Annotated in this window: 25 protein-coding genes and 1 tRNA gene; 13 read left to right on the top strand and 13 right to left on the bottom strand. The window is 60.4% G+C overall.

The annotated features are described in order from the left end of the window. The first annotated feature begins 1 nt into the window (after position 1). The 3 genes from VFO29_00730 to VFO29_00720 are packed head-to-tail and all read left to right on the top strand — an operon-like array spanning position 2 to position 3,218. Positions 2-931, top strand: a complete 930-nt coding sequence (locus tag VFO29_00730; GenBank protein HET9392032.1) for a hydroxymethylglutaryl-CoA lyase — start codon at positions 2-4, stop codon at positions 929-931. Beyond that, positions 928-2,082, top strand: coding sequence for an amidohydrolase family protein (locus VFO29_00725; GenBank protein ID HET9392031.1), 1,155 nt, complete (start codon positions 928-930; stop codon positions 2,080-2,082). Before VFO29_00730 ends, VFO29_00725 begins: the two co-directional genes overlap by 4 nt. After that, positions 2,079-3,218 (top strand): glycosyltransferase family 4 protein, encoded by a 1,140-nt coding sequence (locus tag VFO29_00720; protein ID HET9392030.1) that lies wholly within the window; start codon positions 2,079-2,081, stop codon positions 3,216-3,218. Before VFO29_00725 ends, VFO29_00720 begins: the two co-directional genes overlap by 4 nt. A 4-nt stretch (positions 3,219-3,222) precedes the next feature. On the opposite strand, the gene VFO29_00715 is transcribed toward VFO29_00720, so the two are convergent. The 3 genes from VFO29_00715 to purE are packed head-to-tail and all read right to left on the bottom strand — an operon-like array spanning position 3,223 to position 6,163. Next, a complete protein-coding gene (locus VFO29_00715; GenBank protein ID HET9392029.1) occupies positions 3,223-4,506 on the bottom strand; it encodes a PQQ-binding-like beta-propeller repeat protein in 1,284 nt (427 codons plus the stop codon). A gap of 20 nt (positions 4,507-4,526) precedes the next feature. After that, on the bottom strand, positions 4,527-5,687 hold the full coding sequence (gene purK, locus VFO29_00710) for a 5-(carboxyamino)imidazole ribonucleotide synthase (GenBank protein ID HET9392028.1): 1,161 nt from the start codon (positions 5,685-5,687) through the stop codon (positions 4,527-4,529). Next, positions 5,684-6,163, bottom strand: a complete 480-nt coding sequence (purE, locus tag VFO29_00705) for a 5-(carboxyamino)imidazole ribonucleotide mutase (protein ID HET9392027.1) — start codon at positions 6,161-6,163, stop codon at positions 5,684-5,686. Before purE ends, purK begins: the two co-directional genes overlap by 4 nt. A gap of 60 nt (positions 6,164-6,223) precedes the next feature. Here purE and VFO29_00700 point away from each other — a divergent pair, with 60 nt between their 5' ends. Genes VFO29_00700 through VFO29_00690 form a run of 3 tightly spaced genes read left to right on the top strand, consistent with a single transcriptional unit; the run spans position 6,224 to position 8,407 of the window. Continuing rightward, positions 6,224-7,390 (top strand): beta-galactosidase, encoded by a 1,167-nt coding sequence (locus VFO29_00700; protein ID HET9392026.1) that lies wholly within the window; start codon positions 6,224-6,226, stop codon positions 7,388-7,390. Beyond that, entirely contained in the window at positions 7,383-7,643 is a 261-nt protein-coding gene (locus VFO29_00695; protein HET9392025.1) for a hypothetical protein, read from the top strand. Before VFO29_00700 ends, VFO29_00695 begins: the two co-directional genes overlap by 8 nt. Further along, on the top strand, positions 7,643-8,407 hold the full coding sequence (locus VFO29_00690; GenBank protein ID HET9392024.1) for a hypothetical protein: 765 nt from the start codon (positions 7,643-7,645) through the stop codon (positions 8,405-8,407). Before VFO29_00695 ends, VFO29_00690 begins: the two co-directional genes overlap by 1 nt. On the opposite strand, the gene VFO29_00685 is transcribed toward VFO29_00690, so the two are convergent. From VFO29_00685 to VFO29_00670, 4 genes are read right to left on the bottom strand one after another with little or no spacing between them, the layout of a single operon-like run. Further along, positions 8,388-9,221, bottom strand: coding sequence for a metal ABC transporter permease (locus tag VFO29_00685; GenBank protein HET9392023.1), 834 nt, complete (start codon positions 9,219-9,221; stop codon positions 8,388-8,390). The two genes, VFO29_00690 and VFO29_00685, sit on opposite strands and share 20 nt — an antisense overlap. Continuing rightward, positions 9,218-10,003 (bottom strand): metal ABC transporter ATP-binding protein, encoded by a 786-nt coding sequence (locus VFO29_00680; GenBank protein ID HET9392022.1) that lies wholly within the window; start codon positions 10,001-10,003, stop codon positions 9,218-9,220. The genes VFO29_00685 and VFO29_00680 overlap by 4 nt, the downstream gene beginning before the upstream one ends. Continuing rightward, positions 10,000-10,911: a metal ABC transporter substrate-binding protein gene (locus VFO29_00675; GenBank protein ID HET9392021.1), complete on the bottom strand. Its 912-nt coding sequence runs from the start codon at positions 10,909-10,911 to the stop codon at positions 10,000-10,002. Before VFO29_00675 ends, VFO29_00680 begins: the two co-directional genes overlap by 4 nt. Further along, a complete protein-coding gene (locus VFO29_00670; protein ID HET9392020.1) occupies positions 10,893-11,276 on the bottom strand; it encodes a transcriptional repressor in 384 nt (127 codons plus the stop codon). Before VFO29_00670 ends, VFO29_00675 begins: the two co-directional genes overlap by 19 nt. 111 nt (positions 11,277-11,387) lie before the next feature. Here VFO29_00670 and VFO29_00665 point away from each other — a divergent pair. From VFO29_00665 to VFO29_00655, 3 genes are all read left to right on the top strand, one after another. Next, positions 11,388-11,460 (top strand) — tRNA-Ala (locus VFO29_00665). A 166-nt stretch (positions 11,461-11,626) separates the two neighbouring features. Further along, positions 11,627-13,090 carry a hypothetical protein gene (locus VFO29_00660; protein HET9392019.1) on the top strand — a complete coding sequence of 488 codons (1,464 nt, stop codon included), beginning with the start codon at positions 11,627-11,629 and terminating at the stop codon, positions 13,088-13,090. A gap of 53 nt (positions 13,091-13,143) precedes the next feature. Then, the gene (locus VFO29_00655) at positions 13,144-13,683 is read left to right on the top strand and encodes a hypothetical protein (GenBank protein ID HET9392018.1); all 540 of its coding nucleotides are present in this window, start codon (positions 13,144-13,146) and stop codon (positions 13,681-13,683) included. An 18-nt stretch (positions 13,684-13,701) separates the two neighbouring features. Here the strand turns inward: VFO29_00655 and VFO29_00650 are convergent, their stop codons facing one another. Beyond that, complete coding sequence (locus tag VFO29_00650; GenBank protein ID HET9392017.1) at positions 13,702-14,124, bottom strand: hypothetical protein; 423 nt, start codon at positions 14,122-14,124, stop codon at positions 13,702-13,704. Positions 14,125-14,372: 248 nt separating this feature from the next. Between VFO29_00650 and VFO29_00645 the strand changes: the two genes are divergently transcribed. Continuing rightward, the gene (locus tag VFO29_00645; protein ID HET9392016.1) at positions 14,373-14,879 is read left to right on the top strand and encodes a urate hydroxylase PuuD; all 507 of its coding nucleotides are present in this window, start codon (positions 14,373-14,375) and stop codon (positions 14,877-14,879) included. Positions 14,880-14,938: 59 nt separating this feature from the next. Here VFO29_00645 and VFO29_00640 read toward each other — a convergent pair whose 3' ends face one another. Then, on the bottom strand, positions 14,939-15,643 hold the full coding sequence (locus VFO29_00640; protein HET9392015.1) for a hypothetical protein: 705 nt from the start codon (positions 15,641-15,643) through the stop codon (positions 14,939-14,941). Between the two features lie 9 nt (positions 15,644-15,652). Then, positions 15,653-16,357 carry a hypothetical protein gene (locus VFO29_00635; GenBank protein ID HET9392014.1) on the bottom strand — a complete coding sequence of 235 codons (705 nt, stop codon included), beginning with the start codon at positions 16,355-16,357 and terminating at the stop codon, positions 15,653-15,655. Positions 16,358-16,417: 60 nt separating this feature from the next. On the opposite strand from VFO29_00635, the gene aroH reads away from it, so the two are divergent. Together aroH and VFO29_00625 are read left to right on the top strand one after the other, a co-directional pair. Next, a complete protein-coding gene (gene aroH, locus VFO29_00630; protein ID HET9392013.1) occupies positions 16,418-16,792 on the top strand; it encodes a chorismate mutase in 375 nt (124 codons plus the stop codon). Continuing rightward, entirely contained in the window at positions 16,789-17,580 is a 792-nt protein-coding gene (locus VFO29_00625) for a prephenate dehydrogenase/arogenate dehydrogenase family protein (protein ID HET9392012.1), read from the top strand. The genes aroH and VFO29_00625 overlap by 4 nt, the downstream gene beginning before the upstream one ends. Here the strand turns inward: VFO29_00625 and VFO29_00620 are convergent. Next, positions 17,545-18,117 carry a DUF4337 family protein gene (locus VFO29_00620; protein HET9392011.1) on the bottom strand — a complete coding sequence of 191 codons (573 nt, stop codon included), beginning with the start codon at positions 18,115-18,117 and terminating at the stop codon, positions 17,545-17,547. The two genes, VFO29_00625 and VFO29_00620, sit on opposite strands and share 36 nt — an antisense overlap. Positions 18,118-18,149: 32 nt before the next feature. On the opposite strand from VFO29_00620, the gene VFO29_00615 reads away from it, so the two are divergent. Beyond that, entirely contained in the window at positions 18,150-18,968 is an 819-nt protein-coding gene (locus VFO29_00615) for a serine hydrolase (GenBank protein HET9392010.1), read from the top strand. Here the strand turns inward: VFO29_00615 and VFO29_00610 are convergent. Next, positions 18,935-19,333, bottom strand: coding sequence for a GNAT family N-acetyltransferase (locus VFO29_00610; GenBank protein ID HET9392009.1), 399 nt, complete (start codon positions 19,331-19,333; stop codon positions 18,935-18,937). The two genes, VFO29_00615 and VFO29_00610, sit on opposite strands and share 34 nt — an antisense overlap. A gap of 144 nt (positions 19,334-19,477) precedes the next feature. After that, the gene (locus tag VFO29_00605; GenBank protein HET9392008.1) at positions 19,478-22,654 is read right to left on the bottom strand and encodes a hypothetical protein; all 3,177 of its coding nucleotides are present in this window, start codon (positions 22,652-22,654) and stop codon (positions 19,478-19,480) included. Positions 22,655-22,656 lie beyond the last annotated feature (2 nt).

The raw sequence follows: 22,656 nt of genomic DNA, 5'->3' as shown, positions 1-22,656 counted from the left end.
CATGAGCATCCCGCAATTCGTGCGCGTCTGCGAGATGGGGCCGCGCGACGGTCTGCAAAACGAAGACGAGATCATCTCGACCGAAGACAAAGTCCGGTACATCGATCTGCTTAGCGAGACGGGCCTGACGCTGATCGAAGCGACCTCGTTCGTTAGCCCAAAAGCGATTCCGCAGCTGGCGGATGCGACCGAGGTTTTTACGCGCATCCACAAGCGCCCCGGCGTGCGCTATCCAGTGCTCACGCCCAATGTGCGCGGCCTCGAACGTGCCAAAGAAGCCGGCGCGAATGCGATCGCGGTCTTCACGGCCGCGTCCGAAGCGTTTACGAAGCGCAACATCAACATGACGATCGACGAATCGCTGGAAACCTTTCGCGACGTCGTGCGCAACGCCAAAGAGAACGACTTCTGGGTGCGCGGGTATGTCTCGACTGCTTTCGGCTCGCCTTTCGGCGACAAGGTCGTGCCCAGCATGGTCGTGGACGTCACGCTCAAACTTTTCGAGATGGGCTGCGACGAGGTTTCGATCGGCGATACGATCGGCGTGGGAGTTCCCAGCCAAGTGGACGAGCTCGTGCCGCTGCTGTTGCGCGAAACGACGACTGAAAAGATCGCGCTGCATTTTCACGACACGCGCGGCACGGCGCTCGCCAACGTGTACGCAGCGCTGCAGCACGGCATCGCGATCTTCGATTCGAGCAGCGGCGGCCTGGGCGGCTGTCCATACGCGCCGGGCGCGACCGGCAACCTGGGAACGGAGGACCTGCTCTACATGCTCCACGGAATGGGAATAAAAACCGGCGTGAATCTCGACAAGGTGCGTGCCGCCTCGCGCTTCATCGCGGGCGTAGTGGGCCACGATCTCACAAGCAAGGCCTTTCAAGCTTTGGAACGAGCCAATTCGACTCACTCGGGGCAGCCTGCTCAATGATTATTCGCGCCGGAATTCTTTACGACGGGTCGCTGGAGGCGCCGCGCAAGAACGTCGACCTTGTAATTGAGGGCGGCGTCGTGCGCGAGCTGCGCGATGCGAGCGGCGATTGCGATCTGCTAGGCGCGTGCGTCACGCCGGGGCTCGTGAACGCGCACGCACACCTGGAGATGAGCGGCGAGGCGGATCCGATGACGGCAATCCAGGCCATGCCGCCGCTGCTGCGCATGCTGCGCGCGATCGAAAATGCTGAGAAATCGCTGCGCGCCGGCGTCACGACCATTCGCGAGCCCGGCGGCTCGGAAGCGATCTCGATTCTTATACGCGACGCCGTCAACGAAGGCCGAATTCAGGGCCCGCGCATCGCCGCGGCCGGTTTTGTGTTATGCATGACCGGCGGCCACGGCTGGTTCATCGGGCGCGAAGTTGACGGGCCGTGGGACGCGCGCAAAGCTGTACGCGAGCAGCGCAAAGCCGGCGCCGACTGCATTAAACTCATCGCCACCGGCGGTGTGCTTACGAAAGGCGCAGTTCCCGGCCTAGCGCAGCTGCACGAGGAAGAGATGCACGCGGCCTGCGATGAAGCGCACCGCCACAACATGCGCGTCGCCGCGCACGCGATCGGGACTGAGGGCATCAAGAACGCGCTGCGCGCGGGTGTTGATTCGATCGAGCATGGTCACATGCTCGACGATGAAGCCCTCAAACTCTTCAAAAAAACGGGCGCGTATCTCGTGCCGACGCTGACAGCGCCGACCTGCATTCTGGAACACGCCGAAGAGGGCGGCCAGCCCGAGTACGTTGTGCGCAAAGCGCGCGAAGTTAGCGAGCACATGCTGCGCAATATTCGGCGCGCCTTCGAAGCCGGCGTAAAGATCGCCGGCGGCTCCGATGCCGGCACGCCGTTCAACTATCACGAGAATTACGCCGAAGAAGTGATTCTGATGCAGCGGCTGCTCGGCATGACCGCCCAGCAAGCACTGCACGCAGCGACTGCGACGGCGGCGGAACTCATCGGGCTGCATCGAGGACTGCTCGAGCCCGGCGAGCCCGCGGATTTGCTTGTGCTCGATCGCGACGCGGGCAACGACCTCACGGCTCTGCGCGCGCCCACCGCCGTTTTTAAAGCCGGCGTTCGCGCCGGCGCATGAACCTTAAAGGACTGCGCGTAGCCGTACTCGCGTCCATTACGTGGCCGTCCCCGCCGCCGGGATACGGGCCGTGGGAGCAGGTTGCGTTCAATATCGCCGACGGCATGCGCCGCCGCGGTCTCGACGTGACGCTGTTCGCGACGGGCAACTCCAAGTTCGAAGGTAAGCTCGAATCGGTAGTGCCGATCGGACTCGGCGAAGATCCGAATCTGAACGGCGAGGTTTTCTCCGCTCTGCATACCGCCAATCTCTTCGAACGCGCCGGCGACTTCGATCTGATCCACAACAATTTCGACTGGAAGCCGATGACTTACGCGCTCAGCAGCAAAGGCCCACCGCTGCTGACGACGATTCACGGCTTCTCGAGCCCGCAGATTCTGGGCGCATACTACGCGTGCGCTTGGCGCAGTTTCTTCTGTTCCATTAGTGACGCCGATCGCGATCCCGGCTTAGGTTATCTCGCCACCACATACAACGGCATCGATCCGAGCGAGTTCACTTTTAAAGACCGCCCGGGCGAGTATCTCGTTTTTCTTGGGCGCTTTCATCCGGAAAAAGGCGCGCACTTGGCGATCGAGATCGCCAAGAAAAGCGGCAAGCAGCTTAAGATGGCCGCGATACCTCAGGACGAAGAGTATTTCCGCACGCAGATCGAGCCGCACATCGATGGTGAGCAGATCCAATTCCTGGGCGAAGTGCGGCGCGAGGCGCGCGACGAACTGCTAGGAAACGCTCTCGCTGTCGTGCATATGAATACGCGCCCGGAGCGGTTCGGGTTGACCTTGCTCGAAGCGATGGCGTGCGGCACGCCAATTCTCGGCGCAAACAGCGGTTCGATTCCCGAGATTGTCGTGGACCGCGTGACCGGTTTTCTGTGCGACGGAGTCGACGACGCCGTTGCGGCGGTTCCCAAACTCGAACCGCTCGATCGACACGCGTGCCGGAAGCGGGTTGAAGACCGATTTACGGTCGAGCACATGATCGATCGATATCTAAAGGCTTACGAGGCCGCGGTCGAACAGGAACTACCGCCGGCTCCAACCGCGGAACAGCTACGCTGGCGCAAACACGACTGGTGGGACCGGCCGATGGCGTTCACCGATGTTCCGCCAAAACCGGCAAGCAATCTAGGGTGAACTTCTATCGTCGTATGGGGAGCGCATAGACCGTCGAGTCTCCCGCAACGAGCACGAAGTTACCGATGACAATCGGAGGCGACGTCGTGAATGGTTGTTTGAAGAGCCGACTTGTGCGAATTCGCCCGCTGCGTGCATCAATCTCGTAGAATAAGCCTGCCGTATCGCCGACGTACACACGACCGTCGCTGACTACCGGGCTCATTTTAATCGGCGCGATGCTGGTCATCGTCCAAAGCAGCCGCCCGGTCTTACCATCGAACGCCACGAGCTCGTCGTGCGTCGGGATCGCTTGGTAATACACACCGCCCGCATAGGTCCCGGCAATCGCGCGTTCGGCCGATCCAACTTGGGTATACGGGCCGGCCTGCTTCGTCATATACACCCAAGCTTTGCGTCCGGTTCTTGCGTCAATTGCCGCGACAACGGCGCGCCCTTCTCTCAATGCTCCGGTTGAAGCGTCCTCGATGCCACTGACAAAGACTTGCCCGTCACCGTAAGTGGGCGACGAATCGGAATTACCGAACGGCGCCCGCCACGCTACCGACCCCGTAGCTGCATCGACCGCGATGGTTTCACAGTGGTATGGTTCTTCAACGCAATCAGACAAGAACACCCGATCGCCGGCTGCTGTGGCGGACGCCATTGTTGCAAGCCCCGGCAGAGCGTGCAGCCATTTGACGGCGCCTGACGCCGCGTTAATACCGTACGAATGCAGATCGCCGTTTGCGAAGACCAGCACATCATTCACGTACGCCGCAGACGGCATGTCTTCGCCCACCGTCTTGTACTGCCAGCGCTTTTCACCGGTGCTGACGTCATACGCCAATAATGAATCGCCTGCGGGCTTGCCCCAAACGGGCGACAGATGCAAGCCGCGCGGCGGCGGATTGAAGGTTGACGCGCCGGTTTGCCCCTGCAGTCTCGTATTGTCGCCCGAGCCCACGTATACCAAGCCGTCTGCGACAACCGGCGTCGACATCAGAATATTGTCTGCGCGCGCACGCCATAGGACGCGGCCGCTGCGCACGTCTAAAGCAATGAGCTCGTTTCCGAATGTGTCGAGGAAAAGTGTATTTCCGGCGACGGCGAGCCCGCCGTTTATTTTTGCGCCCGCCTCAAACTTCCAAGCCGAAAGCCCGCGAATGGGCGGCAAAACGGCGTTGTGGCTGGGAACCTTTTGGTACATCGGCCAAGAACCGGACGGCGAGGACGCCGCTAGGCTCGCGCTGCAGCCAGCCAATAAACCGGCAAGGCTCAGCAAAACAGCTCGCGCGTTGACGAACATAAACACACCTATCCTCTTCCCTAGACGATAACCTGGGCTATTTCGTCGGCTGAGTCAACCCATCGCAGTAATTTGCGGGCTTCCTTCGCGCGCGCGATCTCGCGCTCCGTAATCGGTCCGTCGACGAGCATGGTAAAGTGGCCCATTTTGCGGCGGTTCACTGCGTGTTTCTTGCCATAGACGTGCAACACGATTGAGGGATCTTTCAGAAGCTCGGCGGTGCCTTCGAGCTGATTACCGGTACCGGTGCCTAGGATGTTCACCATAATCGCGCTGCGCAAAAGCGACGGCGGCGAGAGCGGCAGGCCGCAAATTGCACGCACGTGCTGCTCGTACTGCGAGCAGGGCGTCGCGTCGATCGTGTAGTGGCCGCTGTTGTGCGGGCGCGGCGCGATTTCGTTCACCAGCAGCTCATTACCGGCGACGAAGAACTCGACGCAGAACGTCCCGACGATCTCCATGGCGTGTGCGAGTTTTTTCGCCAACTCTTGTGCCCGCTTCGCCAACGAGTCGTCAATGCGCGCCGGTACGATGGAAACGCTCAAAATGCCGGCGTCATGCTCGTTCTCTCCCGGCGGATACGTCACGGCGTCGCCGCTAGCGCTTCGCGTGCAAATCACGCTGATCTCGCGATCGAATGGAACGAGGCGCTCGAAGATCAGCTCCGCGCCGTCCGCCTCCTTTCGCGCCGTTAGCGCATCGCCTACATTGCTGGCGCGCCACTGACCTTTGCCGTCGTATCCGCCGCTGACGGTTTTTATGACCGCCGGAAAGCCGATGCGATCGCTTGCGGAGCGAATGTCATCGTCCGAATTAATCGCTGCAAACTCCGCGACAGCCGCGCCGCATTCGCGGGCAAATGTTTTCTCGGCGATGCGATTCTGCGTGATCTGCAAGACAGAGCTGCTCGGAGCCACCGGCACGCCGAGCGCCTCCAGTCGCCGCACCGAATCGATCGCGATGTTTTCAAACTCATACGTTACGACGTCGCTGCGTTCGCCCAGCCGCTCGATGGCTTGCAAATCGTCGTATGACGCCACGATCTGTTCGTCGGCCACTTGCCCGCACGGCGACCGCGGCTGCGGATCGAGCGTGATCACGTCGTAGCCCATGCGCTTCGCGTCCAGCGCAAACATGCGGCCGAGCTGGCCGCCGCCGATCACGCCAAGCGTGCGAATCACAATTCGGTCGAAGCGACCGAATCGTGCATGCGTTGCACGAATGTAGCTAAGCGCGCCGCGAGCTTCGGATCGCTCAGCGCCAGAATGCGCGCCGCGAGCAGCGCAGCGTTGGTCGCGTTGCCGATAGCCATCGCCGCAACCGGCACGCCGGTGGGCATCTGCGCGATCGACAGGAGCGAATCCATTCCGCCCAGCGCCTTCGACTTGACGGGCACGCCGATCACCGGCAGCAACGTCTTGGCTGCAGTCATTCCCGGCAAGTGCGCCGCGCCGCCGGCGCCGGCGATGATCACTTTTAGGCCGCGCTGCGCGGCGGTCTGCGCATATTCATACATCTCGTCGGGCGTCCGGTGCGCGGAAACGACCTTCATCTCGAATGGAATTTCGAGCTCTTGCAGGGTATCGCGCGCGTCGGCCATCGTTTCCATGTCCGAGCTGCTTCCCATGATGATGCCGACCAAGGCCGTTTCTGCCATTGGCGCGGCCTTCGAGTCACCCCCGGAAGCGCCCTCGCATTTTTTGGAGAAAGGCAGGGCGTGGCGCAGTTTCTGTTAGGCATCAACTATTGGCCGCGGCCGAGCGCGATGTACATGTGGCAGCGCTTCGATCTCGGTGAGATTCGCGAAGACTTCGCGCGCATTCGCGGCCTGGGGCTGCCAGTCGTACGCTTCTTCATCAGATGGGACGAATTCCAACCCGCGCCGGATCGCGTGGACGGTGCGATGCTCAAACGATTAGACGCGGTAATGAACGCGCTCGCAGACGCGAATCTGTCGGCGATGCCGAGCTTATTCACCGGACACATGAGCGGCGTCAACTGGCTGCCCGCGTGGGCGCTGGACCGCTCGCGACCCGCCGGCCGCTTCCGCACCGTAAGCGACGGGCGCGAGCTTCCGTGGGGCGCGGGCGATATCTATTCCGGTCCGATCTTCGAAGCATCGCGCCTGCTGGCGCGAACAATCGGCGCCCGCTACCGCAATCATCCCGCACTTTTGATGTGGGATCTCGGCAACGAGTTCAGCAATCTGCGCATTCCGTCATCGCCGAAAGTTGCAGACGAATGGTGCAGGCGTTTGACGAGCGATTTGATTGAAACGTCGGACGCCGGCGTTACTGCGGGCAATCACTCCGAGGATCTCTCGCAGGATCGCAATTTTCGCTTCGCATCGTTTTGCGAACCGCTGGTCTGCGCGGTGATGCACGGCTACTCCGTCTATGCTGACTTCGCGCGCAGCCGCACCGATCCGAACGTCGTGCCGTTTTTGTGTCAGCTCATGCAATCGCTTTCCGGCAAGGCCGTGCTCTTCAACGAGTTCGGCAATCCCGCGTGTCAGCGCGGCGCCGAAAACACCACCGGCTACGCCTGTTTGAATGAAGACGAAATGGCGACGTACGCGTACGCTGTGCTCGACCGGCTGCATCAGCGCGGTGCGCTCGGCGCGTTTTGGTGGTGCTGGGCGGACTACGTCGAGGAGATGCGCATGCTTCCGCCGTGTGACTACGCGCCGCACGAGCTGAGCTTCGGTATCATTCGCAATGACGGCAGCGAGAAGCCGGTCGCGCGCGTGCTCAAAACGTTCGCGAGCGAGAACCGGCACGCGATTGCGCCTCCGCCGCCCATCGTGGATCGCGAATCGTGGTTTGCCGGCCTGCCGGGCGGGGTGAAGACCGCCTACGACGCGTACCTTGCGACCCATGGCTGAGACGGATTTCGAACGCGCGCTGGAGCCGGTCGCGCGCCGCATGGAACGCGTGAAGTTGCCCGCGAGCTTTCTGGCCGAGCTCTTGCGGGAGGGCGGGGAAATCCACCTCGGTGATGCGGCGATGCGTTGGGCGGGTATGCCCAATAAGAACGAGCGGACGGCGCTGACCGAGGCGCTGGACGCGCTGGCTGCCGCCGGTTTCGTGGAGGCATCCGGAAAGGAAACATGGAGAGTCGTACGATCCGGGGATTAATGGCGCTCGCGCTCATCGCGGCCGCAACCATCGCAGCACGCGCTGCCGTCGTTCAGCAAACCGGGCAGTACGCGGCCTCGCAGGGTAAGCCACAGATCGTTTCCCGTCTGACGCTGACCAGCGGCCGCAACCCTGAAGACACGCTATTGTTGGTACAGTATCCGCTCAAATCAAAAACGCCGATTACGAAATACGGCTTGACGCAAGGGCAGCCGCTGCACGTCGTCATCGTGCGCGATGATTTTTTCGGCTTCGGCCACCTGCATCCGCAGATGTCGCCCGGCGGCGTCTTTCGCCTTCCGGTTTCGTTAGAGCAAAACCACCGCTACTACGTCTATGTGGAATCGCAGCCCGCAGGTTTGAGCGAACAGGTCTTCCGCTACGTTCTGCAAGTCAGCGCGCCACCGGTGCATCTGGCGACCACGATCGTTGCACCCAGAACGCGCGCGGCAGTCGGTCCCTATGTGGTCTCGCTCGATCGGCAGAAGCTTCATGCAAACCGCGCGCAAACGTTCACGGCCACCATCGACAGGAGAGTGCGCAACCCCGGCATTGCGCCATTTCATGTTCCGTGGGTGCAAGCTGTGTTGGTGAATACGTCAACGCTCGCGTATGCCGACGTCGACAGCGCGGCGAACAAAGGCATCTGCTGCGAATACGCGCTGCACCTGTCGGCGCTCACCCGCGGGCTTTACCGGATGTGGCTACAGTTCAACGACGGGCAGACGACGTACACGACGCCGTTTACGTTCGCCGTGCAATAGCCAAGCGCAACTGTTTGCCGCCGAGCGCCGCGAAAAACAGCAGCGTCGCGAGTAGAACGATCGTGGCGCCGCTCGCGCTGGCTAAGTAATACGAAAGATAGAGTCCGCCGACGGCGCAGAACGCGCCGAAGCACGCCGAAAGCGCCATCATCGGCGCAAAGCGGTTCGTTAATTGGTAGGCCGCCGCCGCCGGCGTCACCAGCAACGCCGCGACCAGTATAATGCCAACGGCCTGCAGCGAGATGATGATCGTCAGCGCGATGAGCACGAGCAAAATATACTCGATGGCCCCTGCATTCATGCCGCTGGCCTGCGCGACAACCGGATCGAACGAGGTGTAGAGCAAGGCCCGGTACAGCAACGCGGTCACGACTACAACCAAAAGCGCGAGAGCGACGATCATCAGCACGTCCTGCGAACCGACCGAAAGAATGTCGCCAAAGAGAAAGCTCTGCAGGTCAACCGAGTACGACCGCTGGCGGCTCATCAAAAAAATGCCGAGTGCAAACGCGCCGGTGAAGAGCACGCCGATCGTGGTGTCGAGTGAAATGCGCCCTCGACGATGAACAAAGCCGATGCCCAAGGCCGTTATGACCGCAACGACGCCGGCGCCGAGGTAAAAATTCGTACCTTTTAGATACGCAATCACGATACCGGCGAACGAGGCGTGCGCGATGCCGTCACCGATGAACGCCAGCTTCCGCAGAATGACGTACGTGCCCATCGTTGAGCAGAGCACCCCAACCAAAATCGCCGTGAGAAATGCGCGTTGCATGAACGCGTAGTGGAACGGCGCGATTAAATGATCGATCACCGGGCGGTCTCCGGGTGCGCCGCATGCCCCGCGTGTGATTCGTGGTCGGTGCGGAGATGGCCGTGCGTGTGCGTGTGCTCGCGGATACCGGCATACGCGCCGCTCTTCAGCACTTCATCGGGCGTTCCGATCGCCAGCACGCGTCGATCGATCACCATGATCCGGTCGAACCAGTCGGCGGCGCGTTCGAGGTCGTGCGTTGACATCAGCACCGGCATACCGCCCGCAACCAGTTCGCGCACGACCTTGCGCAGCGACTCTTCGGTTTCGTCATCGACGCCGGTCGTCGGTTCGTCGAGCAGCAGCACTTTGGGCTCTTGCGCGATCGCGCGCGCGACGAAAACGCGCTGCTGCTGACCGCCGGAGAGCGCCGAGATGTGGCGGCGGGAGAGTTCTTCCATGCGCAACAGCCCGAGCGCATGACGAACCGCCTTGCGATCATGCGCGCCAAACCGCCGGAACAACCCCAAACGCGGAAAGCGCCCCATCGCGACAACGTCCCACACCGTCGCCGGAAAACTCCAGTCCACCGCTTCGACCTGCGGCACGTAGGCAATCGTGCCGGGCAGCAACTCGCGCGGCTCTTTTCCGAGAACGCAGACGCTGCCGCTGGCTGGCTTCAATAGCCCCGCCATCGTCTTGAGCAGCGTGGATTTTCCCGAGCCGTTCGGCCCGACGATTCCCAAGGCTTCACCGCAGCGCGCCGTCACCGTGGCGCGGTCGAGCGCCGTGAAGTTGTCATAGCGAACGACCAGATCGTTGACGACGATCGCTTCGTTCATTTGAGCGCCTGGACGATGACGTTCGTGTCGTAGCGCAGCATGCTGATGTAATCGTGCACCTTCGAATTGCTGCTGATCGAATCGTCGTAGAGATCGCTGACGGTGCGAATGCCGGCGCTCTTGGCCAGCGTCTGCGCGATCTTCGGGCTGTACTCGGGTTCAGAGAAAACCGCGCGGACGTGGTACTTGCGCGCCAAGTCTACGAGGGTGCCAATGTATGAGGGGTTGGGTTCTTGCCCGGGGGCGAGTTCGATGACGCCGACTGTACGGATGCCGAAGCGGTCGTTGAAGTACTGCCAGGCGTTGTGAAAGACGATCATCGTGCGTTGTTGCGCGGGAATCGTTGCAATCTGTTTTGCAATTTCGGCCTGCAAGGCAACGAGCTTCGCGTCATATGCGGCGGTGTTGCGCTCGTAGGCAACCTTGTGCGCCGGGTCGATCGCAATGAGCGCGTCGCGTATCTTTCCGACATAGGCTTGCGCCAGGACCGGATCCATCCACAGGTGCGGGTTGCGATCGATATGCCGCAGCCCATCGGAGAGTACGACAGTGCGGAGGTTCGCATTGCCGGCGTTCGCGATCGTGTGCTGCAACCACACTTCGATGCCGGTGCCGTTTTCAACCAGCAGCTGTGCATCGGCGAGCTTGGCGATATCTTGCGGCGTCGGCTGATACGTCTCGGGCGAGGCTCCGACCGGCACGAGATTGTGCACGCTCACATACTTACCGCCGGCACCCTCGACAAAGGAATTTAGCGTCGAAAATGTCGTTACAACGCGAATAGTGTCATGGTGAGCACCAGTGTCATGGTGAGCCTGTCGAACCACGGCCGAGCCTGTCGAGGCTCCGCACGCCGACAACGTCACAGCAAGAACGAGAACGGTGCCCTTCATCTGCATGCCGAGCATTTGCCAAAGAATTCGATCTCATGATCGGCGAGCTCGAAACCATGGTGCGCGCGTAGCGCCGATGCAACGCCCTCGAACGCCTCGCACGATACGTCCTGAACTTTGCCGCATTCGCGACAGACGGCGTGATGATGATGCGTGGTATCGCACAGCACGTAGGTGGTGTCTCCGCGCTCGTCGACCCGCGCGCTGGCCTCGCCCTTGCTGGCCAGCAGGTCCAGCGTCCGGTAGACGGTCGAGAGGGAGACCTTGGTTCGGGATTTGCGCAGAAGGCCATGGATTTCGGCCGCGGAGAGATACCGCTGCTCGCGCTTGAGAATCGAAGAAACCTGCTCTCGGGGCTTGGTGGCGTAGCGGGCTCGCATCCAGCCCTAATTTGCGAACCATTCGCAGAATCATCTTTCCGGCAATTTGCTTTGACAGGCCTCGCGCCACGGCCGTATAATCACGCCCGCTGCCCAATCATGCAAAATCGTGGGGATGTAGCTCAGCTGGTAGAGCACTTGCTTCGCATGTAAGGGGTCGGGGGTTCGAGTCCCCCCATCTCCACAAATAAACGCCGTCGCGTCGGAGGTAGCAGTTGTCACGCCGTTTAGACTCCCTCTCGCGAGCGCAGCTAATTGGCGGCATGGTTGCGACGGGCGCGCTGGCTGCGTGTGGTCGTGTCGCGACCCCGAGTTCAGCGCAGGTTTCCCCGCATTGCGTTTTGACGCCGATGAACCCCATCGGTGCGAACGAGATTTTTTCCGATCCGGTTTTCAAGGATTTAGACAAAGCGGCCGTCACACAAGCTTTTGATCGATCTAGCCAGATAAAAGCGCTCCACCAAGGATACCTTGCTCAATCAGGCCAGCAGGTACAGACAGCCAACGTCATCCGGCAAATTCCAAGCGCCGGCATCGTGATCCAAACGCCGGGGACGTACACGTTCGGCAATGACATCCTGTGGAGTCCAAACAACGTCCAGTGTTCAGCGATCACGATTGCATGCAGCAACGTGACGCTCGATTTGGCGGGGTTTACGCTGACGGCATCGGTCTCCGACAAGAGTCAGCACATTGCCGGCATACTGGTAGCCGGGCCGGCCACCAACCCCGTACTCACCGACATAGCGATTACCAACGGCACTGTGGCAAATGTCCCAGAGTATGGGATCCTGGCCAAAAGCGTCTGCGGGCTGGCAATTTCGCGCATCACCGTTACCGGCGTGTGCATGCAGAACCTCGCGACCCGGTTTTTGACACCGGCCGGAATCGAGGTCAGCGAATCGCTGGAAGTGGCGATCTCCAACTGTAGCGTTACGCAGCAAAACGTCACAACTGATTCCAGCGCCGGCATCTTTTTGCTCAGCACGCTCGATGCCGCAGTGACCGACTGCCGCACCAGCGGGTTGGTGAATAATGATGGAGCCGTCATAGGTTTCAGCTGCATCAAGTGTATCAATGTGACGACTACCGGCTGCAGGGCGGAATCCATTCAATCACATTTCAATGGGAACGTGCTGACGACCGGCCATACCGTTCTCGGTTTCTGTCCGATCTTGTCGTGGAATCTCAACTACGTCAATTGCTCGGCCTCCGGATTGACCGGATGCTGCGACGACTGTCACGGCATGTCGGTGTTCCTGGACGGACAGGTGACGGTCAGTGGATTCCAGGCGGACCACATATTGGACGGCGTTTCGCCGTCCAATTCCGGCGCAAAAGCCACAGGCCTTGAAGTCTATGGAGTGGGCGTGACGGTGACGGATTCAGCGGTGAGCTTCATCAGAGCAATCAATCCGCAAGACAAACAGGCCACGGGATTCAGCGCGTGGGGACTCGGTATCCAATTCGAACGCTGTACGGCCAGCAATGTCACGGTGCAAGATGATTTCGGCACGGGCTCTCATGCTGAAGGCTTCGGCTGGGCACCCGACCCGCGAGCGATGTTCGCGTATATCGGCGCGGTCGACGTGACGTACACCGACTGCACTGCAGATCAGTGTCAGGTTGGTTTCGATACCTGGTACCACGTAAACTCAAGCTGGATACGCCCAATCCACACCAACTGCACGATTGGATTCCTCGTCGAGCCCGGAGCGACGAGGACAATTTCTTGTAATCCGTGTTCCGAGTGCGACCCGGCGATTTCGGTAACGTTGACGAACTTCGAAAGCGGCAACAGCTTCCCGCCGTAGGCCTGCCGGTGTTGTCGCGGGAAAGCGATCCCTATTAACAGAAACCGATCGGCGTGAAACTTTCCTCCGCCACCGCAATTCTTGCCGTCGTCAGTGTCGTAATACTTTTTGGCGCGCCGGTAAACAGCGCTAAAGCATCTCCTCCAGCATTGAAATCGGCCAGCCCATCACCCGCAAATGCCGAACTCGCACAATGGAAGAGTTTCTTCGCACTCGTCCTTCCGGCAGCGCTTCAAAACTTCTCGTCGATGAAAGGGGACATGAACAATCTACCCTTCGTCGAGACTTATGCAGTTACGGCTTCGTTTCCGGATATTGTTCGAGGCTGCGATATCGACCACGGCCGCCGTCCGCCGACATTTTGGTCACTCGGATGTGCAACCCCCTCGTATACAAGGTCGCGATCCGGGGACCTCGTTCGCGACATTTCCGCCTCGTTGCCGGCATCTTTTGTAAGAAGTACCAATGCTCAAGGAAATCCAGTTTGGAGAGATTCCTCGATTACAATTTCGACGTTGCTGGTACTCGACAATGACGCTGCCTTCACGATCCTCGTTTGTCACGACGTAGATCCTGATGGATGCATCAAATAGGCTGGAAGTTCAGGTCTGTCAGAACGTCACCGTGGCGCTATCATTGCCTGCATTGCAATCCATGTTTCCCGGCGGTGACGGCTGACGCATCGTGAGTTTGAGCGCAAGGTCCGTGGTGCCCGCGCCGGCGTCGGCCGAGCGCTGATACATATATGTAAACGAAGTGGACTGCCCGGCTTTGAGCGGCGGCAAGCCCTTGACATCGAGTTTGACACCGTCTTGCCAGATCTCGACGGATTGCAACAGGTTTGACGGCTGGTTGCGCCGGCCTAAATTGGTAACGCGAACGGTCACGGCGTATCGGTTTACCTGGCCGTCGGACGTCATGCTTTTCGCCGAGGCCGAAACGATAGCCGGGTCCGCACCGGTGCATGCGGCGGGCGCCGAAGTTTGAGCGAGCGCGACCAGCGCAAGCATTGCTAAGACGATCTGTCTCATCATGGCTCCTTTCCTACTTTCATACCCGCTTCCCCAAATTTCACGAGGGTGCGCCTGCCCGCTCCGAGCAGGGGGATTCCAAGCAAGCGCCACAAAATCGAAAATTACGGGTAATCGCCGCGGAGGAATTTGAGTGAAGAATCCCTTGGACTCGTTGTGGGGCACGATCATCTGCGGGGTGATCCTGACCGCCATACTTTATTACGCTGCGGAAGCGATCGTCCGCTCCGCCGCCGGGGCTGGTTCATAAGATGGAATGGAATGAAACTATCCTACGCTGGCTGCACGTGCTGGCCGGCATCATGTGGATCGGCCTGCTCTACTTCTTTAACTTCGTAAACGCCGCTGCGACCAAAGAAGCGACGGCCGCCGGCGAAGCAGGTCCGATTAGCAAGTACATCATGCCGCGCGCGTTGCTGTACTTCCGTTGGGGCGCAGTCGCGACGTGGCTTCTGGGTGCGGCTCTACTCGGCAGCTACAACTACGACGGCATGAATGGCTTCTTGGCAGCGTTCGGCTTGCGAGGGGCATATGCGCCAATCGGCATCGGCGCGTGGCTGGGTACGATAATGCTGCTCAATGTTTGGGGCATAATCTGGCCGAATCAAAAGAAATTGCTCGGCATCGTTCCGGCCACAGATGAAGAGAAAAACAAGGCGCGCCGCTTGGCGTTCCTAGCCTCACGCTTCAATACGATGCTCTCCATCCCCATGATCTTCTTCATGGTCACCGGGCCGCATCAAAGCATCTACCACTAAACATCGCGCGAACAAGAAAAAGCCCGGAGCGATTCGGGCTTTTTTGTTTGCGTCCGATGTCAGCTAATGCGCGTTAAGTACCCTTTGGGACAGAGCATTGTATCCTCTGGAGATTCCGCCGCAAAGGCGGTCGCCGAATCATCGATGTTGATCTGAAACCCGTTCGGCCAGGCGTAGCGCCCCGGCTCGATCTGCCAAGGCACCCGCAGGTAGTGATAGCCGCCGCTGGCATCTTTGAGCTGCAGCGCCACCGTCACGGACTTCGGGTCGCGGTACAACGCGGGCGTGCGCACCGTGGCATAAAAGGCGTCCTGTTCGATCTGATTGTCAATGCCGGACGGCGACGGATCGCTGACCTTGCCGTTGCACGGTACCTGTGGCGAAAATGTAACGACCGTAGGCTGCACATACGCAAACGATATCGGCAGCGAACCCATCACCAGCGCAATCGGAACTTGCGTACTAACGACATTGGAGAGCGCGACGTCGATGCTGCGATCGTGATCCTGCAGCACCCACATGAAATCCGCTCCGCCACACTTGTATTTTGGAGTTGCGAAGTCGATGCGGTAGAGTCCCCAGGACGAATCGAATTCGACCGGCACGTTGTCGGCGGTTCCGCGCTGGACTTGGACGACACGATCGAACTCCGCGCGGCCCGTCTTGTCACTCACCACGACGTGTATCGCAACGGGCGTGCTCGGGGCAAGCTTCGCAACTGCCTTGCATAAGGCGACGTGCATGACGATGTGCTCAAGAGCCATGGATAACTCCTATCCGACCGACGTACCGTAGTATTTCGGGCAAAGCAATACGTCCTGAGTCTTCTGCGCCACCCAGCCGATGATCGAGTCATCGATGTTGAGCTCTCCGACGGACGGCCACGTATAGCCTGACGAAAATCGAAACGGCACGCGGATATAATGAAATCCGCCGCTGGGGGCGGTAAAACGCACGGCGAGCGTCACTGCGATCGGTTGATGATAGAGCGACGGCGTGCGCATCGACGCGTAATACGCGTCCTGCTCCACTTGATTATCGACGCCTTCAGTTTGCGGATCGCGGGCGAGGCCGTTACACCGCAGTGTCTCCGGAAACACCACCAACGTCGGCTGCACGCTCGCAAAGGATTTCGGCAGCGAGCCGGCCAGCAGCACCGGCGCAGCCGGATCCGCCGGACCGTCCACCAGCGCTGTGTTCATGCTGCGATCGTGATCCGGCAAGATGTCGATGTAGTCCACGCCGTTGCACCCGTACTTCGGCGCGCTCATTTCGATCCGGTACGTTCCCCAGGATGAATCGAACTCGACGGCGGTCTCGTTTCCCGTGCCGCGAGCAAACCGAACCGTTTTATCGTAGGTAACCCGCTTGACGCGGTCGGTCAGAACCACGCGCATGGGCACCACCGTCTGCGGAGCAAGCCCCGCCACGGCTTTGCATAACCCGACGTGCAAGATAATGTGTTCTAAACCAACCACGATCAGTGGATTCTCGGACGAAAGCGGTAAGCCCGCCTACGTGCGGCGAAAGGCCGCCGCATGAAGATGCGCGGTATCCGCGGCGCGATCACGGTGGACGCGGACGAGCCTCAAGCGATACTCGACGCGACCAAACGTCTGCTGACGGAGATGACCAAGCGTAATGCGGTCGAGCTCGACGACATCGCATCGGTCCTCTTTAGCATGACGCCGGATCTGCACGCCGCCTTTCCGGCGCTCGGCGCGCGCGAGATGGGCTGGGTCTACGTCCCCATGCTGCACTTCACCGAAATCAACGTGCCGGGATCGATGCCCCATTGCATTCGCGTGCTGATGCACGTCGAAACCGAGCGCTCGCAGCAAGAGATCGAACACGCCTACCTCGACGGCGCGCGCGAACTGCGCCCCGATATCGTCGCCAAGAATCCGCAATGAAAGCCTTTGTTACGCTCGGAGTCATCGGCACCGGCCTGATCGGCGCCTCGATCGGTCTGCGCGGCCGCGATCTGGGCTGGCGAGTCGCGGGGTTCGATACGAACGCAGCCCAGGCCAATGCCGCGTTAGATCGCGGCGCCATCGACGAGATCGTCGGGCACGACGCGATTTACGAACAAGCCGACACGGTCGTCATCGCTGTTCCGCCGCGCGCGACGGTCGCCGAACTCGAAGCGCTTCGCGGGCTTACGCTCCGCGCACAACTCGTGCTGGACGTCGCTTCGATAAAGGCGCCGGTTGCGCAAGCTGGGCGCAGCGTTGCAAACTTCGTCGCAACCCACCCGCTGGCGGGATCCGAACGCAGCGGACCGGGCGCCGCGCGCGCCACGCTTTTTTTCGACAAGGCCTGGCTCTACGTGCCGCCGCTCGCGGACAAGGCACTCGAGATGCGGGCGCGCGATTTTATCGGCGCGATGGGAGCGCGTGCGGTACCGGCCGACGCCGGCACGCATGACGACCTCCTAGCGCTCACCTCGCACGTCCCTCAACTGCTGGCGACGCTCTTTAGCAAGACCGTTCGCCAGCAAAAGGTCGAAGAGATCGAAGCGTTCTGCGGACCGGTTGCCAGGGAACTTATGCGCCTCGGGAACTCGAACGTCGAGATGTGGCGCGAGATCTTTGCGTATAATAGCGCGAACGTTGCAAAGCACGCCCGCGAGCTGGCGTCAAAGTTGAACGCCGCCGCGGAGGCGCTAGTGAGTAAACCAGCCGAGGGCGAAAAAGACTAACCCAACCGCCGTCGCGCCCAACGCGACCATCAGCATGGCTCGTGTACGCATCAGTGCGGTGATCGAAACGAGGACGATCGAAACTTCGAAAAGCGTCGTCGCCACTTCGAATTTCTCGTAGGCTTTCATATACGTTTCAGAGCTTTCGAAGTGGTCTTTGGCCTCGACGTCGTCATCCTGCGCGACTTTAAGAATTCTGCCGGCCTTTATCTGCTCGCGGCCGATGGTGCCCTGCATCTGCGTCTTGGAGGCGGCGGCGTTAACCACGCCGCTGCTCAAGATCGCTTGATAAACATGCGTTTTGATGCGGCTCGCTTCGTAGTAATTGTACTGGTCCGCCGATTTAATCTGATAGAGGATCGCCGCGTTTTTCTCGGCCAGCCCCGCGATCGAGTTGTGATTCGCAAAGAGCGTTGCCAGCGCCGCGAAGACCGCGATGACGGCGGCGGCGACGGGAACGAGTATCCCGCCCTGCGCGACTTGTTCGTGGCGTTCCATCGCTTCGTCCAAAGCGTGGCCGGCGTTGAATTCGGGCATGCATTCTTAGTACGCCGCAGAACCGTCGCCTCATGCAAGAGGCGCTGACGTATCACGAGCGTCACAAACCGCAGGCGCTGCTGGTCGCGCGCGACGGCAAGCTGGTGGTCGAAGCGTATGGCGATGGCTTTAGCGCGGACAAACCGCACGCGCTCTACAGCGGGACGAAAAGCTTTTGGGGACCGCTCGCGATCCTCGCCCAGCGCGAGAAACTACTCGAGCTTGATGAAACCGTAGGCGCGACGTTCCCCGCTTGGCGCGACGATCCGGTCAAGAAAAAAGTGACGCTGCGGATGCTGCTGTCGTTGACGGCCGGCATCGGCTTCGGCGGGTTGGGCAGCGCGGTTCCGGTGTACGAAAAAGCTCTGGCGACGTTACTTCGCGATCCGCCAGGCACGAAGTTCACCTACGGCGGAATTCCGTTGCAAATTTTCGGGGCCGTGCTAGCGCAGAAACTCGCCCCGCAGAAACTCACTCCGCACGAGTATCTGCGCGAGCGGATTCTCAACGAAGCCGGCGTCGAGATTGCGTCTTGGCGCAAGCTGGCCGATGGGACGCAGCCGTTACCGACCGGCGCGTTTCTCACCGCAACGAACTGGTTGCGCTACGGCGAGTACATCTTGCAAAGGCTCGATGAGTTTGCCGAGTGCTTCGAGGGCACGGCGGCCAATCCGCGCTACGGTTTATGCTGGTGGCTTGCTCCGCCCGGTGCTCCAGCAGATACGGTGTACGCCAGCGGCTCGGGCGGCCAAGCCTTGTACGTTATTCCTTCGCTGCGTTTAGTCGCCGTGCGTTTCGGCAACGGCGGGTCGTACAATCACGGGGCGTTCTTAAAGCGTCTAAACATGTGATGCGTTGCAGCGAGTTCGCCTTCGGCATCTCGCTCGACATACTCAAAACCTAGCCTCTCGTACATCCGGATCGCGCGCAGATTGTTCTTTTGGACGAGCAATTCGAGCCGTTCGTGACCTTGCATGATGTGCCTCAGCAGCGCAGTGCCGCACCCCTTATCCCGATAACCGGGCGCTACGGCTAGCGAGCGAATTCGCACGGGCTCTGCCTTGACGTCGAGTAGGGCATAGCCCTCGATAGCACCGGCCTTTTCCGCGACGATTGCATGCAAACGGTCACCGGTCAGCATGGAAGCGTAGACCTCATCCGCGTATTGTTCTTCCTGAGAAAAGGACACGCGGTCGATCTCTTTGATCGCCCGCATGTCCTCACTCTCAAGCGCCCTGATGCGATAGCCTTGCAACGCAAGTCTCGACTACGCTCGACCGTGGTTCGACAGGCTCACCATGACACACTAATCACGCTGCACGCTAACAGCCCTGCACGCTAACAGCGCCGCGGCGCAATGCTAGTGCACTTGCGTTGCGCCCGCGATTGTGCCGGCTCCGGCCGTTTTTAACGCAGCCGACAACGGCACGAGCGTACCGCTGACGAACGCATTATAACGAGCCATGGCCGACGCGTATTCGCGGTCGTACCGGGCCGCGTATTCGAGTCTGGCCGGTGTCGGCGGAGCTCCCGCCGCGCCAAAGCCGCCCCCCGGCAGATCTTCACGCAATGCTCCCGGCCACTGCAGCGAATCCTCGCCGTTCTTGTAGTTCGCGGTGAACACGCTGAAGATCGCGTCGCGGGCCTTCATCGCATCGTTGACTTGCGCCAGCAGTGCGGTATTGCCGCTCTTCTGGAGAGCCGCTTGCGCGTCGGTCAGCGATTTTTTCTGCGCGTCGAGGTTGTTGAGCACGGTATTGATCTTGCAGCCCAACACGAGGTATTTCTTCGCGAAGTTATACGCCGCTTGAAAGTCCGATTGGGAGAACGGACTCAGCGGATCTTTCTTCACTTGGAAGCTCTGCGTATATGTGCGGCCGTTCAGCGTAACGCGCGCAGAGTAGGTGCCGGGAATGGCCGCGACGCCGAGCGCTGCTGCTCCGGCGTTTGCGGCGGCTCCCGGCGGAAGCTGCGGATTGCCCGTCCACTGCGTGACGCCGTCTTCACGGAAATTCCATGTGACGCGGTTGATGCCCGGATAATCGGTCGGTCCGCCCCCGGCTCCAAAAAACACCGGTACATCCTCGCCTGTTCCGACATTGGTTACGCGAAGCGGCGGACGAATGTGCCGAATCACTTGACCCTTCGCGTTCAGAATCTCGATCGTCGGCGCGGATTTCTGCGCCGCGCCGAGATAGTAATCGATGATCGCGCCGTTGGGCGGATTATCGCCGCTGAAGCGCGTGTAGAGTCCCTCGTCGTTGGAATGCGTGATGTATTGATAGGCCGTACGCGGCTTGAAGAGCATCGAGCCTTGACGTTGCGCCTGCGGCAGTTGCTGCAGCGACGTCAAGTCGTCGAAGATCCACAGAGCACGCCCGTGCGTCGCAATCGCCAAGTCGTTGAAGTTCGACTGCTCGCGAATGTCGCGCACAGAGACCGCCGGGATATTCAGTCTGAAGTCGTTCCAATTGGCTCCGCCGTCATACGAGACCCACAAGCCGTTCTCCGTGCCGGCGAAAACCAGGTTCTTGTTGTGACCGTCGGGCCGTACTGTGCGCACGTACTGATCGGCCGGCAATCCGTTGACGATCTTCGTCCAGCTCGATCCGTAGTTATGCGTTACGTAGATGTACGGCGCGTAATTGCCGGAGCGATGGTCGTCGAAGATCGCGTACGCGGTGCCGGCCACGATCGGCGACGGCGCCACGGTTTCGACGCGAGCCAAATACGGAGGACCCGCAGGGGTGACATTGCGCCAGTGCTTGCCACCGTCGCGCGTCATCTGCACCAGGCCGTCGTCAGTTCCCACCCAAATCTCGCCGGCGCGCAGCCGCGAGCCTTCGATATAGAGCAGGTTGTCGGAAAACTCCGCGCTCGAAACGTCGGTTGCCAGCGGTCCGCCCGCCGGTATCTGATGTTCTTTGATGTTGCGCGTGAGGTCGGGACTGATAGGCGTCCAATGCACGCCGCGATCGGTCGATTGGAAGACGACGTCGCCTCCGAGCCACAGAACTTTGCTGTTCCACGGCGCAAATGCAATCGGCGAATCCCAATTGAAGCGGTACTTGCGGTTTGCCAGATTGAACGAGTTGCGATCGAAGTCAAAATACGGAATTACTCCGCGTCCGCCTTGGATAGTCTTGTTGTATACCGTGATGTTGCCGGTCTGCGAGTCGGCCATGATGTAGTCGCCGTTGCCCGGATCCGGCACAGCCCACATGCCGTCGCCGCCGACAACGTTGCGCCAGTCGTCATCGAGGATTCCCGAGCGGTTGCGGGAGTTCGAGGGCCCGCAGAACGCGTTGTTGTCTTGCAGCGGAGCGCAAACCCAATACGGGTTCTCGTTGGAGACGCCGACGTGATAGACTTGGCCGATCGGGATGTTCCGCGAGAACGACCACGTGCGGCCGTCGACGGTGATTGCATACCCGCCGTCCTCGCCCAGGATCATGCGGTTCGGATTGTTGGGCGCGATCCACATCGCGTGAAAATCAACGTGCACCGCGTTCGCGATCGCGCGCCAGCGGCGGCCGCCATCGCGGCTCTCGGCCATGTCGTTCGAGACGGCGTAAACGTGATTCGCATTACTCGGATCGACGTTGATGTGCGTGAAGTAAAATGGCCGCTGGTCGACGATCGTGTTGTCGCTGACCATCTCCCAGGTCGCGCCGGCGTCGTCGCTGCGCCACAGGATGCCGCCCTTGGCTTCAATGACCGCGTAGACGCGATTGCTGTTGTTGGGAGCGACCGCCACGGCAATACGGCCCATTTCGCTTGTCGGCAGTCCGTTGCCGGTCAGTTGCGACCAGGTCTTGCCGCCGTCGATCGATTTATAGAGTCCGTCTTGCGGACCGCCGCTGTGAAACGTCCACGGCAGGCGCCGGAACTGCCACATGCCCGCATACAACACCGCCGGGTGATTCGGATCCATCGCGACTTCCGATGCTCCGGTCTGCGGACCGATGTAGAGCGTTTTGTCCCAAGTCTTGCCGCCGTCGTTCGTAACGAAGACGCCGCGTTCGGTGCTGTCGCGGAACGGATCGCCGCTGGCGCCCACGATCACGTGATTCGAATCGCTCGGGTCGACGATGATGCGCGAAATGTGGCGCGTCTCGACCAGGCCCATGTTCGTCCACGTCTTGCCGCCGTCGGTAGTCTTGTAGACGCCGTTGCCGTAACTGACGTCGTTGCGCGGATTCGATTCGCCGGTGCCCACCCAAACGGTGTTTTCATCGTTGGGGTCGATCGTCACGGCGCCGATGGCCGAGACGGGCTGCTTCTCGAAGACTGCGGTCCACGTCGCGCCGCCGTTCTCCGATTTCCATACGCCGCCGCCTGCGGAGCCGATGTAGTACAGATTCGGATTGGATGCGGTTCCCGCCACCGCCGGTACGCGTCCGCCCGAGACGGCCGGGCCGATAGAACGCCATTTTAAGTGAGAGTACGCCGGATCGGCGGCAAGTGCGTGCGCCGCAAGCTGCGGGGCGAATAATAGCGCAAAAATACATGCAAAGAATCGCGTTGTGATTCGCATTT

Source organism: Candidatus Rubrimentiphilum sp., assembly GCA_035710515.1.
Lineage (GTDB): Bacteria > Vulcanimicrobiota > Vulcanimicrobiia > Vulcanimicrobiales > Vulcanimicrobiaceae > Rubrimentiphilum.
Note: the sequence above shows the minus strand (reverse complement) of the source record. Positions and strands in the feature narration are given on the sequence as shown.

What these genes read in the sequence shown, in the direction of transcription:
- VFO29_00625 (HET9392012.1), top strand. Translation starts at nt 16,789, where the DNA reads ATGAAAGCCTTTGTTACGCTCGGAGTCATCGGCACCGGCCTGATCGGC.
- VFO29_00690 (HET9392024.1), top strand. Translation starts at nt 7,643, where the DNA reads ATGGCGCTCGCGCTCATCGCGGCCGCAACCATCGCAGCACGCGCTGCC.
- VFO29_00610 (HET9392009.1), bottom strand. Translation starts at nt 19,333, where the DNA reads ATGCGGGCGATCAAAGAGATCGACCGCGTGTCCTTTTCTCAGGAAGAA.
- aroH (HET9392013.1), top strand. Translation starts at nt 16,418, where the DNA reads ATGAAGATGCGCGGTATCCGCGGCGCGATCACGGTGGACGCGGACGAG.
- VFO29_00670 (HET9392020.1), bottom strand. Translation starts at nt 11,276, where the DNA reads ATGCGAGCCCGCTACGCCACCAAGCCCCGAGAGCAGGTTTCTTCGATT.
- VFO29_00650 (HET9392017.1), bottom strand. Translation starts at nt 14,124, where the DNA reads ATGATGAGACAGATCGTCTTAGCAATGCTTGCGCTGGTCGCGCTCGCT.
- VFO29_00715 (HET9392029.1), bottom strand. Translation starts at nt 4,506, where the DNA reads ATGTTCGTCAACGCGCGAGCTGTTTTGCTGAGCCTTGCCGGTTTATTG.
- VFO29_00725 (HET9392031.1), top strand. Translation starts at nt 928, where the DNA reads ATGATTATTCGCGCCGGAATTCTTTACGACGGGTCGCTGGAGGCGCCG.
- VFO29_00605 (HET9392008.1), bottom strand. Translation starts at nt 22,654, where the DNA reads ATGCGAATCACAACGCGATTCTTTGCATGTATTTTTGCGCTATTATTC.
- VFO29_00695 (HET9392025.1), top strand. Translation starts at nt 7,383, where the DNA reads ATGGCTGAGACGGATTTCGAACGCGCGCTGGAGCCGGTCGCGCGCCGC.
- VFO29_00615 (HET9392010.1), top strand. Translation starts at nt 18,150, where the DNA reads ATGCAAGAGGCGCTGACGTATCACGAGCGTCACAAACCGCAGGCGCTG.
- VFO29_00620 (HET9392011.1), bottom strand. Translation starts at nt 18,117, where the DNA reads ATGCCCGAATTCAACGCCGGCCACGCTTTGGACGAAGCGATGGAACGC.
- VFO29_00640 (HET9392015.1), bottom strand. Translation starts at nt 15,643, where the DNA reads ATGGCTCTTGAGCACATCGTCATGCACGTCGCCTTATGCAAGGCAGTT.
- VFO29_00645 (HET9392016.1), top strand. Translation starts at nt 14,373, where the DNA reads ATGGAATGGAATGAAACTATCCTACGCTGGCTGCACGTGCTGGCCGGC.
- VFO29_00675 (HET9392021.1), bottom strand. Translation starts at nt 10,911, where the DNA reads ATGCTCGGCATGCAGATGAAGGGCACCGTTCTCGTTCTTGCTGTGACG.
- VFO29_00680 (HET9392022.1), bottom strand. Translation starts at nt 10,003, where the DNA reads ATGAACGAAGCGATCGTCGTCAACGATCTGGTCGTTCGCTATGACAAC.
- VFO29_00660 (HET9392019.1), top strand. Translation starts at nt 11,627, where the DNA reads ATGAACCCCATCGGTGCGAACGAGATTTTTTCCGATCCGGTTTTCAAG.
- VFO29_00730 (HET9392032.1), top strand. Translation starts at nt 2, where the DNA reads ATGAGCATCCCGCAATTCGTGCGCGTCTGCGAGATGGGGCCGCGCGAC.
- purE (HET9392027.1), bottom strand. Translation starts at nt 6,163, where the DNA reads ATGGCAGAAACGGCCTTGGTCGGCATCATCATGGGAAGCAGCTCGGAC.
- VFO29_00720 (HET9392030.1), top strand. Translation starts at nt 2,079, where the DNA reads ATGAACCTTAAAGGACTGCGCGTAGCCGTACTCGCGTCCATTACGTGG.